The sequence below is a fragment of the Georgenia faecalis genome, from assembly GCF_003710105.1.
Classification (GTDB): Bacteria; Actinomycetota; Actinomycetes; order Actinomycetales; family Actinomycetaceae; genus Georgenia_A; species Georgenia_A faecalis.
Genome location: NZ_CP033325.1, coordinates 27,537 through 40,381, shown reverse-complemented (window position 1 = coordinate 40,381; position 12,845 = coordinate 27,537). Strand labels below are relative to the sequence as shown.

Annotated in this window: 13 protein-coding genes and 1 tRNA gene; 6 read left to right on the top strand and 8 right to left on the bottom strand. The window is 72.3% G+C overall.

The annotated features are described in order from the left end of the window. Nucleotides 1-83: 83 nt before the first annotated feature. The 3 genes from nrdE to nrdH all read right to left on the bottom strand — a co-directional run bounded on the left by nrdE (nucleotide 84) and on the right by nrdH (nucleotide 2,981). On the bottom strand, nucleotides 84-2,225 hold the full coding sequence (gene nrdE / locus EBO36_RS00195; protein WP_122822834.1) for a class 1b ribonucleoside-diphosphate reductase subunit alpha: 2,142 nt from the start codon (nucleotides 2,223-2,225) through the stop codon (nucleotides 84-86). After that, the gene (gene nrdI, locus EBO36_RS00190) at nucleotides 2,222-2,638 is read right to left on the bottom strand and encodes a class Ib ribonucleoside-diphosphate reductase assembly flavoprotein NrdI (protein ID WP_122822833.1); all 417 of its coding nucleotides are present in this window, start codon (nucleotides 2,636-2,638) and stop codon (nucleotides 2,222-2,224) included. The genes nrdE and nrdI overlap by 4 nt, the downstream gene beginning before the upstream one ends. Before the next feature lie 97 nt (nucleotides 2,639-2,735). Continuing rightward, the gene (gene nrdH / locus EBO36_RS00185; RefSeq protein WP_122822832.1) at nucleotides 2,736-2,981 is read right to left on the bottom strand and encodes a glutaredoxin-like protein NrdH; all 246 of its coding nucleotides are present in this window, start codon (nucleotides 2,979-2,981) and stop codon (nucleotides 2,736-2,738) included. Between the two features lie 415 nt (nucleotides 2,982-3,396). Between nrdH and EBO36_RS00180 the strand changes: the two genes are divergently transcribed. From EBO36_RS00180 to EBO36_RS00170, 3 genes are all read left to right on the top strand, one after another. Further along, nucleotides 3,397-3,846, top strand: coding sequence for an S-ribosylhomocysteine lyase (locus EBO36_RS00180; protein WP_187695852.1), 450 nt, complete (start codon nucleotides 3,397-3,399; stop codon nucleotides 3,844-3,846). After that, complete coding sequence (gene mtnN, locus EBO36_RS00175; protein ID WP_241237090.1) at nucleotides 3,843-4,580, top strand: 5'-methylthioadenosine/S-adenosylhomocysteine nucleosidase; 738 nt, start codon at nucleotides 3,843-3,845, stop codon at nucleotides 4,578-4,580. Before EBO36_RS00180 ends, mtnN begins: the two co-directional genes overlap by 4 nt. 82 nt (nucleotides 4,581-4,662) lie before the next feature. Next, complete coding sequence (locus EBO36_RS00170; protein ID WP_122822830.1) at nucleotides 4,663-5,169, top strand: hypothetical protein; 507 nt, start codon at nucleotides 4,663-4,665, stop codon at nucleotides 5,167-5,169. Between the two features lie 67 nt (nucleotides 5,170-5,236). Here the strand turns inward: EBO36_RS00170 and EBO36_RS00165 are convergent, their stop codons facing one another. Next, nucleotides 5,237-5,620: a TY-Chap domain-containing protein gene (locus tag EBO36_RS00165; RefSeq protein WP_122822829.1), complete on the bottom strand. Its 384-nt coding sequence runs from the start codon at nucleotides 5,618-5,620 to the stop codon at nucleotides 5,237-5,239. Between the two features lie 9 nt (nucleotides 5,621-5,629). Beyond that, entirely contained in the window at nucleotides 5,630-6,454 is an 825-nt protein-coding gene (locus EBO36_RS00160; RefSeq protein WP_122822828.1) for a formate/nitrite transporter family protein, read from the bottom strand. Between the two features lie 63 nt (nucleotides 6,455-6,517). On the opposite strand from EBO36_RS00160, the gene EBO36_RS00155 reads away from it, so the two are divergent. Next, nucleotides 6,518-7,051, top strand: coding sequence for a hypothetical protein (locus EBO36_RS00155; RefSeq protein WP_122822827.1), 534 nt, complete (start codon nucleotides 6,518-6,520; stop codon nucleotides 7,049-7,051). Here EBO36_RS00155 and EBO36_RS00150 read toward each other — a convergent pair. After that, a complete protein-coding gene (locus EBO36_RS00150) occupies nucleotides 6,972-7,844 on the bottom strand; it encodes an endo alpha-1,4 polygalactosaminidase (protein ID WP_122822826.1) in 873 nt (290 codons plus the stop codon). The genes EBO36_RS00155 and EBO36_RS00150 overlap by 80 nt on opposite strands. Before the next feature lie 119 nt (nucleotides 7,845-7,963). Continuing rightward, nucleotides 7,964-11,080: an efflux RND transporter permease subunit gene (locus EBO36_RS00145; protein ID WP_164471253.1), complete on the bottom strand. Its 3,117-nt coding sequence runs from the start codon at nucleotides 11,078-11,080 to the stop codon at nucleotides 7,964-7,966. A 53-nt stretch (nucleotides 11,081-11,133) separates the two neighbouring features. On the opposite strand from EBO36_RS00145, the gene EBO36_RS00140 reads away from it, so the two are divergent. Continuing rightward, nucleotides 11,134-11,595 carry a MarR family winged helix-turn-helix transcriptional regulator gene (locus tag EBO36_RS00140; RefSeq protein WP_122822824.1) on the top strand — a complete coding sequence of 154 codons (462 nt, stop codon included), beginning with the start codon at nucleotides 11,134-11,136 and terminating at the stop codon, nucleotides 11,593-11,595. A gap of 97 nt (nucleotides 11,596-11,692) precedes the next feature. Here EBO36_RS00140 and EBO36_RS00135 read toward each other — a convergent pair. Then, nucleotides 11,693-11,776, bottom strand: a tRNA-Leu gene (locus EBO36_RS00135). Nucleotides 11,777-12,118: 342 nt separating this feature from the next. Between EBO36_RS00135 and EBO36_RS00130 the strand changes: the two genes are divergently transcribed. After that, nucleotides 12,119-12,838: an FHA domain-containing protein gene (locus tag EBO36_RS00130; RefSeq protein ID WP_122822823.1), complete on the top strand. Its 720-nt coding sequence runs from the start codon at nucleotides 12,119-12,121 to the stop codon at nucleotides 12,836-12,838. Nucleotides 12,839-12,845 lie beyond the last annotated feature (7 nt).

Here is a 12,845-nt window from a genome sequence, read left to right as displayed (position 1 = left end):
CGCCCCGCCGGGGCGGGTGGGCCGACGGCGGCGCGTGCGCGCCGTCGTCGGCCGGGGTGCCGCGGATGGCCACGGCGGGGTCGTCACAGCATGCAGGACACGCAGCCCTCGACCTCGGTGCCGGTGAGCGCGAGCTGGCGCAGCCGGATGTAGTACAGCGTCTTGATGCCCTTGCGCCACGCGTAGATCTGCGCCTTGTTGAGGTCCCGCGTGGTGACGGTGTCCTTGAAGAACAGGGTGAGCGACAGGCCCTGGTCGACGTGCTGCGTGGCGGCCGCGTACGTGTCGATGATCTTCTCGGGGCCGATCTCGTACGCGTCCTCGTAGTACTCGAGGTTGTCGTTGGTCATGTAGGGCGCCGGGTAGTAGACCCGCCCGAGCTTGCCCTCCTTGCGGATCTCGATCTTCGACACGATCGGGTGGATCGAGGAGGTCGAGTTGTTGATGTAGGAGATGGAGCCCGTGGGCGGCACCGCCTGGAGGTTCTGGTTGTACAGGCCGTGCTCGGCGACCGAGGCCGCCAGCGCGCGCCAGTCCTCCTGGGTGGGCACGTGCACGCCGGCGTCGGCGAACAGCCGGCGCACCCGCTCGGTCTGCGGCACCCACTCGCCCTCGACGTACTTGGTGAAGAACGCCCCGCTCGCGTAGGTGGAGTGCTCGAACCCGGCGAAGGAGACCCCGCGCTCCCGGGCGATCCGGTTGGACTCCGTGATCGCGTGGAACGCCACCGTGTAGAAGTAGATGTTGGTGAAGTCCAGGCCCTCCTCGGACCCGTAGTAGATCCGCTCCCGGGCGAGGTAGCCGTGGAGGTTCATCTGGCCGAGGCCGATGGCGTGCGAGTCGGTGTTGCCGCGCTCGACCGAGGGGACCGACGTCATGTGCGTCTGGTCGGAGACCGCGGTGAGGGCCCGCACGGCGGTGCCCACGGTGCGGCCGAGGTCCGGGGAGTCCATGGCCTTGGCGATGTTGAGCGAGCCGAGGTTGCAGGAGATGTCCTTGCCGACGACGTCGTAGGACAGGTCCTCGTTGTAGGCCGAGGGCGTGGAGACCTGGAGGATCTCCGAGCACAGGTTGGACATGGTGATCCGGCCCGCGATGGGGTTCTCGCGGTTCACCGTGTCCTCGAACATGAGGTACGGGTAGCCGGACTCGAACTGCAGCTCCGCGATCGTCTGGAAGAAGTCCCGCGCCCGGATCGTGCGCTTGCTGATGCGGTCGTCGGCGACGAGCTCGTCGTACTTCTCGCTCACGCTGATCTCGGAGAACGGCACGCCGTAGACCCGCTCGACGTCGTACGGGGAGAACAGGTGCATGTCCTCGTTGCGCTTGGCGAGCTCGAACGTGATGTCCGGGACGACGACGCCGAGCGAGAGGGTCTTGATCCGGATCTTCTCGTCGGCGTTCTCGCGCTTGGTGTCGAGGAACTTGAGGATGTCGGGGTGGTGCGCGTGGAGGTAGACGGCGCCGGCGCCCTGGCGTGCCCCCAGCTGGTTGGCGTAGGAGAAGGAGTCCTCGAGGAGCTTCATCACGGGGATGACGCCGGAGGACTGGTTCTCGATCTTCTTGATCGGCGCACCGGCCTCGCGGACGTTCGTCAGTGACAGGGCGACGCCGCCACCGCGCTTGGACAGCTGGAGGGCGGAGTTGATGCCCCGCGCGATGGACTCCATGTTGTCCTCGATGCGCAGGAGGAAGCAGCTGACGAGCTCGCCGCGCTGTGCCTTCCCGGCGTTGAGGAAGGTGGGCGTGGCCGGCTGGAAGCGGCCCGAGATGATCTCCTCGACGAGGTTGAGGGCAAACGCCTCGTCCCCCTCGGCCAGGGCGAGGGCGACCATGACGGCGCGGTCCTCGAACCGCTCGAGGTAACGCTTGCCGTCGAACGTCTTCAGCGCGTAGGACGTGTAGTACTTGAACGCACCGAGGAACGTGGCGAAGCGGAACCGCATGCCCTCCGCGTGCGTCCAGATCCGCTCGAGGAAGTCCGGCCCGTACTGCGCGAGGACCTCGCCCTCGTAGTACCCCTCGCGGACCAGGTGGGCGAGCTTGGCGTGCAGGCTCTCGAAGGGCACCGAGGAGGGGATGACGTGCTGGAGGAAGTACTGGCGCGCCGCCTCCCGGTCCGCGTCGAACTGGATCCGGCCCTCGGCGTCGTAGAGGTTGAGCATCGCGTTGAGCGCGTGGTAGTCGAGCTGGGTCGCCGCGGTCGCGGTCGTCGTGGGGGTCATGCCGGTATCCGTGAGCGTTGCAGCCACAGCTCTTCCAATCCTTGACGGACGCGCATGACGTCCTCGGTCGTTCCCATGAGCTCGAATCGGTACAGGTACGGCACGCCGACCTTTGCGGAGACGATGTCCCCGGCCAGGCCGTAGGCGGCGCCGAAGTTCGTGTTGCCGGCCGCGATGACGCCGCGGCACAGCGAACGGTTGCGTTCGTCGTTGAGGAAGGCGATGACCTGGCGCGGCACGGCGCCGCGCCCGTTCCCGCCGCCGTACGTCGGTACGACGAGCACGTACTCGTCGTCGACCCGAAGGAAGGGGTCCGCGGGGCGCAGCGGGATGCGCGCAGCGGGCATCTCCAGCCGTTCGATGAACCGGTGCGTGTTGAGCGAGGCCGAGGAGAAGTAGACGACGGTTCCCATGCCCTCCTCCTTCACCGACCGCGCGAGTGCGTGACGCACGGATGGAATCGTCCCGGACCGCCGGGCTACGCCGGTCCGGGACGAAGCTTTGCGGAGGTCAGACCGCGACGGCCATGGCCTGGTGGGCCAGCGCGCGGATCTTGTCCGGGCGGAACCCGGACCAGTGGTCGCCGTCGGCGAAGACGACGGGCGCCTGGAGGTAACCCAGCGCCTTGACCGTCTGCAGTGCCTCGACGTCCGTCGAGATGTCGACGACCTCGTAGGTCAGCCCGTGCTTGTCCAGGGCCCGGTACGTGGCATCGCACTGGACACAGGCCGGCTTGCTGAAGACGGTGATGCTCATCGGAGCCGATCTCCTCTCGGTGCGGTGCCCGCGGGGGGCTGGTCGCCGAGTGAAATCACAGGTCTGTCATTCCGGCCTCGGGACCCCCGACACTACACCTAGTGGTCGGTAGAGCAAACAGCCCCAAGACCTTGTGTCGGCGTGTCGCGCCGGGTCGGCGTGTCGGTGGTGCCCGCGGGTCCATGCTCGCACCGTCCCACCGACCACTGACACCGCTGCGGCGGCCCCCACAGGCCTCGGCGCGCCCCTCGCGGGGGACCGCCGGCGGCCCGTGGGCGGCCGGGTCCGGCGGCTGCGAGCGCCCCCTGCGGCGCGGACCCGGGCCGCGCGCTGGGGCGCTTCGCGTGGCCCATCCCACACCCCGGGGCCACAGACAGGCCCACCGTGCATCGCGCATCATGGGCGGGTGGAGAAGATGAACGTCGAGAGCTTCAACCTCGACCACCGGACGGTCGCCGCACCGTACGTACGGGTCGCGGACACCAAGGAGCTGCCGGGCGGTGACGTCCTCGTCAAGTACGACGTGCGCTTCTGCCAGCCGAACGCCGACCACCTCGAGATGCCGGTGGTCCACTCGCTCGAGCACCTCATGGCCGAGCACATGCGCTCCCACACGGACGCGGTGGTGGACATCTCGCCCATGGGCTGCCAGACCGGCTTCTACGCCCTGCTCGCCGGGGGCACCTACGAGGAGTTCCTCGACACGCTCGAGGCCACCCTCGCCGACGTGCTCGAGGCCACCGAGGTCCCCGCCGCCAACGAGGTGCAGTGCGGGTGGGGCGCCAGCCACTCCCTCGAGGGCGCCCAGCGCGCCGCCGCTGAGTTCCTCGCCCACCGCGCCGAGTGGACGCAGGTGCTCGCGTGAGCCCCGAGAGGACCCCGGTCCTCTCCCCCGCTCCCCCCAACGCCACGACGGTCGACGCGGTCATCATCACGGCGATGGACTCCGAGCTCGCGCCGTTCGAGCGACGCGCCAGCGACCTCAGCACGCCGCGCCAGGTGGGTCACGCCCGCACGTCCCTCGCGACCGTCTCCGGCCGCAGGCTCCTGCTCGTCCGTTCCGGGATCGGCACGGTCAACGCCGCCGTCGCCACCGCGCTGGCCGTGCACGCCGTGCGCACCTCGATCGTCGTCAGCTCGGGCTCCGCCGGTGGCCTCGGTGTCGGCGTCCGCGTCGGTGACGTCGTCGTCGGCTCCGACTACACCTACAGCGACGCCGACGCGACGGCGTTCGGGTACACGCTGGGCCAGGTGCCCGGCATGCCCGTGAGCTACCCCGGGGCGCCCGCGCTCGTCGAGCGCGCCAAGGCGCGGTCCGGCGTCCTCGTCGGCCAGATGGTCACCAGCGACAGCTTCGTGGACGCGCGGATGGTCGACCACGTCCGCGCGGCCTTCCCGCACGCCCTCACCACCGACATGGAGTCGGCGGCCATCGCGCAGGCGTGCCACTCCTTCGGCCTGCCGTTCGTCTCCGTGCGGGGGATCTCCGACCTCTGCGGCCCCAGCGCCGGGGAGGCCTTCAACCTCGCCGTCGACGACGTCGCCGCCCTCGCTGCCGACCTCGCGCTCGACCTCGCCACGGGCCAGTCCGCCTCCTGACGCCGCGCGCCCCGGGTCGCGGTCGCCGCTGATCTCCGGTTCCATTCGATGGACAGCACCGCGAGAACCTGGGAGTGACGAGATGGACGACAACCTGTGGCTGTGGATCCTGATCGGTGTCGTCGTCCTGGCGGTCATCGTGGCCCTCGTGATGGTGTCCCGGCGCAAGGGCCGCGAGCGCGAGGCGCAGCGCCAGCGGGAGAACCGCGCGCACGCCGCTGACCTCCGCGCCCACGCCGAGGAGCAGGACATCGCCGCCAAGCAGCGTGAGGCCGACGCCGCCACTGCGGACGCCGAGGCCAAGCGCGCCCGCGTCGAGGCGGACAAGCTCGAGCGCGAGGCGCGCCAGCGCAGCGAGGCGGCCGCCACGCTGCGCGACCAGGTCGACCAGGAGTACGCCGACGCCGACGACCTCGACCCCGTGGAGAAGTCCGGCGGGGCCGTGCGCTCCGACCTGGCCTCGGGTGGCGCGTCCGTAGACCGGGGCGGCTCCGGTCGCTCGGACCAGGACGCCACCACGGCCGACGACGCGGACGGCCACGGCCGCCACGAGGCACGCCCCGGCGGCGACGCCGACGGGCGGGCCTAGCCCACGCCGCCACGCCGCGCGCCCGACCGACGGGTAGTGGCCCGTGCTCGTGCGGGCGCGACGTCCGTCACGGGTTCGTGAGGTCGATCCCGTCCGGGCTGGCGGGGCCGCCGAGCTCGCGGAGGGTGCGCACGACAAGTGCCACGGCCTCCTCGACGACGCCGTCGTCGGCGTACCGGCTGGGCGGGGCGCCGTCGTCGGCGGGGAAGTGCCGGACGAACCCGTGCGCGCCGACCTGGGGCGGGACGTTCCACCCCAGGGCGAGGAAGGCGGCTCGAACGGCGTCCGGGTCCGCGCCGGGCGACTCGCCGGTGCACTCGGCGTAGAGGTAGGTGTCCTGCCGCCGGAGCTCGATCGTGGTCCCGCTCGCCATGACCGTCACGCGTTCGTCGTCGGCGAGGTCGGTGAGCGCGGAGGTGAGCCGGTCGGTGAGGGAGTCCCAGGTCGCCATGCAGGCAGGCTAGCCCCGCCGTCCTCCGGGATCCTCGCTACCGGCGTTGTCCGGCCCCGGCGTCCCCGGCAGCTGGCTGGCGCGCACCAGCCGCAGCGCCGTGACGAGGACGATGCCGCCGAGCATGTTCAGCGGCACGACGTAGGCGAACCACGCGAGCCACTCGCCGTACCCCACGCGCCCCTCGGCGTGGATGGCGCCGAAGATGAGGATCGAGTCGAGCACCGAGTGGAACAAGGAGAGCCCCGCGAGCAGGAACGCGCAGCCGAACGACGCGATGATCTTCGCGACGTCGCTCTCGGTCCCGGTGTGCATGCGGGTCAGCACGGTGATGACGCCACCGCCCAGGACCGCGAGGCACACCGAGCGCAGGTCGAGCGGGGCGTCGACGAAGTGCCGGGCGGACTCGGTGAGCGTGGGCCCGAACTCCGGGAAGGCGTGGGCGACGAGCCACATGAAGACCCACCCGCCCACGAGGTTCATCGCCAGCGTGACGGCCCACAGGCGGAGGAGGTCGAGGACGGTCCCGCGGCCGGCGAACACCGCCAGGACGGGGAGCAGGAAGTCCTCGGTGAACAGCTCGCTGTGGGCGAGCAGGAGCGCGACGAAGCCGATCCCGAACGCCAGGCCGGCGAGCAGGTGGTTGCCCGTCTCGTGGAGCACCGCGAGGTAGGCGAGCACGCCCAGGCCCACCTCGAGCCCGCCGAACAGTCCGGTGGTGAGCAGGGCACGGCCGCCGCGGTGCAGCCGCTCGGTGCCCTCGTCGGTGCCCTGCTGGAAGGAGTCGACCACCTCGGTCTCGACGCCGACCGCCCGGGGGTCCTCTTCTGTCATGGCGCCACGGTAGGCGGGCCACGTCCGGGTCGCCCCCCCGGCTGCCTGGCTAGTCTCGACGGCATGGCTGACGGTGAGCTCCTCGACCGCCTCGTCGCACTCGGCGCCGCCCACGGCCGCCCGGCGGCCGACGTCGAGCCGCGCAGCGTCCGCTTCGCCGAGCGCGGCTCCGGGGAACCCGGGGGCTGGTGGCCCGAGGTGGAGGTCGAGCTCGGCGACGGCGACGAGACGCGCGATCAGCTGAGCGTCGGGAGCGTCGTCCTCGAGGTCCCCCGCGCCGACACCCTCGCCGTCGCCGAGGCCCTGCTCACCGGCCGGGGGGTCTACCGCAGCGCGCGCCCGGCCCTCGGAGGTGGCCTGCGCGGGGTGCTCGCCGTGTTCCGCCGGGCTCTGCGGGCGTCGATCGTCGTCGTCCTCCCCGGCGGGCGCCGGTACTCCGGCACGATCCCCGTGTGGGCGTGGGACGCCGCCCGCGCGGTCGGGACGGTCCCGGCCGGGGCCGGGTCCCCCGACCCCTTCACGGCGTGGGTCGAGCGTCTCCCCGAGGCGCCGGGCAGCTCTCCCGCTCCGGGCCCAGGTCCAGGTCCTTCCCGATGAGCACCAGGCCCGCCGACTGCGCGGCCCCGCAGTGGCCCTCGACCGGGCCGTACTCGACCGCGAGGACCGGCAAGCCCGCCTCGCGCAGCGCCCGGTAGTCCCCGCAGGAGCCCTCCGCGACGCACTCCTCGACGACGGCGAGATCCACCTCCGCGGCCAGCGGCTCGACCAGCTCCGGGGCGTTCTTCAGGGCGACGGCGAGGCCCTCGGCGTGCGCGGCGTCGACGAGCGCGCGCACGTAGGCCTCCGAGTCGGCCACGGTGAGAGGGAAACCCGTGTCGTTGGCGTAGGCGTCGACGTTGTCGAGCTCGACGCCGTCGAAGCCGGCCTCGGCGCAGCGCTGCAGGCGGGGCGCCACCCAGTCGAGCAGGACGTCCCGCTCGCGCACGTCGAGCCACCGTTCGTCGGGCCAGCCCTCCAGCGGCTCGCCGACGACGGCGTCGGGGAGGTCACCGGCGTCCTCGCGCCACTCCTCCACCGAGCCGACCGAGACGTAGCAGAGCACCCGGGCCCCGCCGGCCTGGAGGGCGGCGACCTGTGCGGGCGTGACGGCGTCGGGCTCGAGGTCGTAGACGTCCGCGTCCACGACGGCGAGCGGGCCGGTGAGCTGGTACTGCCAGGTGGTGACGTCGTCCGCGTCCGGGTGCCACCAGGTGCCCTCGGCGGTGCTGGACGGGGGGGCGCTCGGCGTCGCGGAGCTGTCCGGCGGCGGGGCCGCACCGGAGCAGCCGGCGAGGGTCACGCCCAAGGCGAGCACCGCCGCGGCCCGGCGCGCGCGTCCCGGGCGGGTCATCGCGGCAGCGTATCCGCACCGAGCTCCATCCACAGTCGGGCCCTGCGCTGTGGATAACTCCGGTGGCTCACCTCGTCGAGAGGTCGTCGGGGACGGCGTGACGCCGGAAGCATCAACCGCTAGGCGTGCACCGCCGTCGTCTCCGGTGCAGCGTCCGACGGCGCCGCGTCCTCGGCCGTCGCGGCGTGCCGGCCGGCCCGCCTCGTCTGACGCCGCTCCGTCCGCCCCTCGATGACGGAGTAGAACGTCGGGACGAGGAGGAGGGTGAGCACGGTCGAGGTGATGAGCCCGCCGATGACGACGAGCGCGAGGGGCTGGGAGATGAAGGCCCCGCCACCCGTGAGGCCGATGGCCATGGGCGTGAGCGCCCCGATCGTCGCCGCCGCCGTCATGAGGATGGGCCGCAGTCGGTGCCGGCCGCCCTCCTCGATCGCCTCGCGCAGCCCCATGCCCTGCCGGCGGTACTGGTTGATGAGGTCGATGAGGACGATGGCGTTGGTGACGACGACGCCCACGAGCATGAGCGCCCCGATGAGCGCCGGGACGCCGAGCGGGGTGCCGGTCAGGAGGAGCAGCGCGATGGCGCCGGTGGCCGCGAACGGCACGGAGATGAGGAGGATGAGCGGCTGCACGAGCGACTTGAAGGTCGCCACCATGACGACGTAGACGATGGCGATCGACAGCGCCAGCGCGAGGCCGAGGTTGGCGAAGGCGTCGTCCTGCTGCGCGCTGACGCCCCCGATCTCGGCGCTGACGCCCTCGGGCAGGTCGAGCCCGTCGAGCGCTCCCTGGAGCGCGGCCGTCGTGGCTCCCAGGTCCGAGGCGGTCGCCGTGGCCGTGATGGATGCGGACCGCAGGCCGTCAGCACGGGTGATCGTCACCGGCTGCGCGACCTCCTCGACGTCGGCGACGGCGTCGAGGGGGACCTGGCCGGCGGGACCCGCAAGGGGCAGCGCACGCAGCTCGTCGACGGTCATCGGCGCGGCGCCGGTGCGCAGGACGAGGTTCTGGACGCCGTCGGCCGTGGTGATCGCGCCGAGCGTCGTGCCGCTCAGGGCAGCCGAGACGGTCTGGCCGATCTGCGCCTCGGTCAGCCCCACCGCGGCGGCGGCCGCGCGGTCGACGCTCACCTCGACCGTCGGGAGGTCCGCCGCGAGGTTGGAGGCCACGTCGGTGACACCGTCGAGCTCGCGCACGGCGTCCTCGACCCCGGTGGCGGCCTCGGCCACAGCGTCCCCGTCGGCGCCCGAGACGATGACCTCGAGGCCGCCGGCGAACCCGGCCATGCCGGCCGAGACGGTGACGTCACCGGCGTCGACGTCCGCAAGACCGGCACGCAGCGCGTCCTCGGCCACGACGGCGTCCGCGTCGAGCTCGAGCGTGAGGGAGAAGGTCGTGCTCCCGTCACCCCCGAGGAAGGCGGAGGCGCCGCCTCCGGAGCCACCGGTCACCTGGTACGTCTCCAGGCCGTCGAGATCGGCGACGACCTCCTCGACGCGTGTGGCCGCGGCGTCCATGGCCTCGAGCGACGTCCCCGCCGGCAGGGACTGGGTGACGGTGAGGGTGTTCTGGCCGGTGTCGCCGATGAACTCGGTCTCGAGCTGGGTGGCGAGTCCGACGGTCCCGCCGAGGATGGCCACGGCGACGACGGTGGTGACGACCGGGCGCGCGAGCACGGTCCGCAGCGAGCGCACGTAGCCGCGCTGGAGCACGCCCCGGCGCTCCTTCTCCTCGGCCTGCGCGCGCGCGGCGTCGGCGCCGTCGCCCGGCGCCTTGAGGAACCACCAGGCGAGGACGGGGACGATCGTCAGCGCGACGAGGAGCGAGGCGACCAGGGCGAGCGCGACGGTGAAGGCGAAGGGCCGGAACAGCTCGCCGACCATGCCGCCGACCAGCCCGATCGGCACGAAGACGGCCGCGGTGGCGATCGTCGAGGACGTGATGGCCCCGCCGACCTCGCGGACGCCGTCGAGGATCGCGGTCCGGCGGTCCTTCCCGTAGCTCAGGTGCCGGTTGATGTTCTCGATGACGACGATGGAGTCGTCGACGACGCGCCCGATCGAGATGGTGAGCGCGGCCAGGGTGAAGAGGTTGAGGGAGAACCCGACGACCTTGAGCCCGATGAGCGCAACGATGAGCGAGAGGGGGATGGACACCGCGGTCACCGACGTCGCCCGGACCGAGCGCAGGAACGCCATGATGACGATGACGGCGAAGAGGAGGCCGAGCAGCCCCTCGACGGCGAGGTCCTCGACCGACTGCTCGATGAAGGGCGCCTGGTCGAAGACGACGACCGTCCGTGCCCCCTCGCCGAGCGCGTCACGCAGGTCGGGCAGGAGCTCCTGCACGGCGTGCGAGACCTCGACCGTGTTCCCGGCCGGCGTCTTCGTGATGGCGATGCCGAAGCTGTCCTCACCGTCCGTCCGGGTGAAGCTCGTCGGGGCGACGTCGGCAGCACTGACGTCCGCGAGGGCGTCGAGGCGGACCGGTCCGGTGGCGGTGGGCAGCGGGAGGGCCGCGACCTCCTCCGCGCTCGTCAGACGCGAGCCGACCTGGACACTGAGCGTCTGCTCCCCGCTGGTGAGGGAGCCGGCGGGGATGACGACGCCGTTGGCGGCGAGGGTGGCACCGATGACCTCGGGCGAGAGCCCCGCCGCGGCGAGGGCCGCGAGGTCGACGTCGATGACGACCTCCTGCTCCGTCGTGCCGGTCAGGGCCACGTCGCGGACGCCGGAGATGCGTTCGAGCTCGGGGACGACGACCGTCTCGAGGGTCTCGGCGGTGGCCGCCGGGTCGGCGTCGGCGGTCACGGCGAGCTGGATGACGGGGAGGTCGTCGATGCCGCCGGAGATCACCTGGGTCTCAGCGGTCTCCGGCAGGGCGGAGGAGAGGCGGCTGATGGCGGCCTCGAGGTCCTGCTGCGCGCCGGCGGCGTCCGTGCCGTACTCGAGGGCGAGCATGACGACCGAGACGCCGGCACTCGAGGTCGACGTCGTCGACTCCAGGCCCGCGACGGAGCCGGCCGCCTGCTCGACGAGGTCGGTCACCTGCTGCTCGACGACGTCGGGTGCGGCGCCCGGGTAGGTCGTCACGGCGCCGACGACGGGCAGCTCGAGCGAGGGGATGAGCTCCTGCTTGAGCGCCGTCGTCGCCCACAGCCCACCGAGGATGGCGAAGACGGTGGCGAGGGCGACGAGCGCCCGGTTGGACAGACTGAACCGGGCGAGGTGCGCCACACGAGCTCCCAGGGGGCAAATTTACTTAGGACGAGGCGAAGTAAGATTACCCCATGGACGAGAAGGCCGACCTCGTGCGTGAGGTCTCGCGCCTCCAGGACGAGGTGACCCGGCTCCTCGCCCGCGAGCGCCTCGCGCCCATGCTCCGGACCACCCTGACGATCCAGCAGCTCAAGGTCCTCATGATCCTGCGCCTCGAGGGGCCGCTCGGCGGCAAGGACCTGGCGGGCCGGCTCGACGTCTCCATGGCGACCGTCACCGGGCTCGTCGACCGCCTCGTCAAGCGCGGCATGCTCGAGCGGCGGGCCGCACCGGCGGACCGGCGGGTCCACCTCGTCGGGCTCAGCACCGAGGGCGAGCGCACCGTCGTCGAGCTCGAGAGCGTCGGCGAGAGGGCGCGCGCGCTCATCCTCAACGAGATGGACGTCGAGGGCCTGCGGGCGCTCGCCCGGGGCTTCGCGGCGATGGCCGAGGCGGTCGAGCACGTCGCCGCCCGGCCTGAGCGGCCCGAGTAGGGAGCACCCCCCGGCGATGGCCGGGGCGGGACCCGAGCCCGGAACGACGAAGCGGCGGAGTCCCCGAGATTGCCTGGGACTCCGCCGCTGAGCGCTGTGCGCGAGGGGGGAGTTGAACCCCCACGCCCTTTCGGGCACACGGACCTGAACCGTGCGCGTCTGCCTATTCCGCCACTCGCGCGCTGCCGTCGAAACGGCGGGGCCAAGATTAGCACGCACCCAGGAGCGCTCCGCCCCGCCCGTGGCCGGCCACCGCAGAGCGCTCCACCACGGATCGGGGCCGCAGCCGCGCGGCCCGGCCGCCCGTGACCCGCACCGCGATCCCGTCAGCGTTTCTGCATGATCACGAGAAGCGGGTGGCAGGAGGCCCGCGCACCCGCCGAACCGGGCGATGAGCGGGCGCGCGAAGGGCGCGTGCACCACGATGGATGCAGGATCGTTACGATCGTCGGACGAGCAGCGCGTCCGCGACCGGCCGACCCGCTGCACTGACCGGGCTGGCGAGCGGAAGGAGGTGCGCGCGATGGGAGCCCTCGACCGGTTCGAGAAGAAGGTCGAGAACGTCGTGAGCAACGCCTTCGCGCGGGCGTTCCGCAGCGAGGTCAAGCCCGTGGAGATCGCCAGCGCGGTCCGCCGCGAGATGGACGACCGCGCCGCCGCCGTCACCCGCGGCCGCACCGTCGTGCCCAACGAGTTCACCGTCCGGCTCAGCCCCACCGACCACGAGCACGTGACGGCGTGGGGCGCCGACGCCCTCGCGGAGGAGATCGCCGACGCCGCCACCGAGCACGCCACCTCCCAGCGCTACGCGTTCGTCGGCCCCGTGAAGGTGGCCTTCGAGACCGAGGACGAGCTGAGCACCGGCCGCTTCGACGTCGTCGCCGCCACCCGGCGCGGCACCGTCGCCCCGGCCACGTCGACGGCGGCGTCGGCCCGCCACCCCATCGTCGACATCGACGGGCAGCGGTACATCCTCACCGGCCCCGTCACCGTGCTGGGCCGGGGCTCGGAGGCGGACATCGTCGTCGACGACCCCGGTGTCTCCCGCCGCCACCTGGAGATCCGCGTGACGGCGTCGGGCACCATCGCCACGGACCTCGGCTCAACGAACGGCACCTTCGTCGAGGGCCACCGGGTCCAGGCGGCCACGCTCGTCGACGGCAACACCATCACCATCGGCCGCACCCGCATCCTCTTCTGGACGGCCGCCGACAGCGGCCCCGACGACGAATTCGGCGGGTGACCACCCC

What these genes read in the sequence shown, in the direction of transcription:
- nrdE (WP_122822834.1), bottom strand. Translation starts at nt 2,225, where the DNA reads ATGACCCCCACGACGACCGCGACCGCGGCGACCCAGCTCGACTACCAC.
- nrdI (WP_122822833.1), bottom strand. Translation starts at nt 2,638, where the DNA reads ATGGGAACCGTCGTCTACTTCTCCTCGGCCTCGCTCAACACGCACCGG.
- nrdH (WP_122822832.1), bottom strand. Translation starts at nt 2,981, where the DNA reads ATGAGCATCACCGTCTTCAGCAAGCCGGCCTGTGTCCAGTGCGATGCC.
- EBO36_RS00180 (WP_187695852.1), top strand. Translation starts at nt 3,397, where the DNA reads ATGAACGTCGAGAGCTTCAACCTCGACCACCGGACGGTCGCCGCACCG.
- EBO36_RS00170 (WP_122822830.1), top strand. Translation starts at nt 4,663, where the DNA reads ATGGACGACAACCTGTGGCTGTGGATCCTGATCGGTGTCGTCGTCCTG.
- EBO36_RS00165 (WP_122822829.1), bottom strand. Translation starts at nt 5,620, where the DNA reads ATGGCGACCTGGGACTCCCTCACCGACCGGCTCACCTCCGCGCTCACC.
- EBO36_RS00160 (WP_122822828.1), bottom strand. Translation starts at nt 6,454, where the DNA reads ATGACAGAAGAGGACCCCCGGGCGGTCGGCGTCGAGACCGAGGTGGTC.
- EBO36_RS00155 (WP_122822827.1), top strand. Translation starts at nt 6,518, where the DNA reads ATGGCTGACGGTGAGCTCCTCGACCGCCTCGTCGCACTCGGCGCCGCC.
- EBO36_RS00150 (WP_122822826.1), bottom strand. Translation starts at nt 7,844, where the DNA reads ATGACCCGCCCGGGACGCGCGCGCCGGGCCGCGGCGGTGCTCGCCTTG.
- EBO36_RS00140 (WP_122822824.1), top strand. Translation starts at nt 11,134, where the DNA reads ATGGACGAGAAGGCCGACCTCGTGCGTGAGGTCTCGCGCCTCCAGGAC.
- EBO36_RS00130 (WP_122822823.1), top strand. Translation starts at nt 12,119, where the DNA reads ATGGGAGCCCTCGACCGGTTCGAGAAGAAGGTCGAGAACGTCGTGAGC.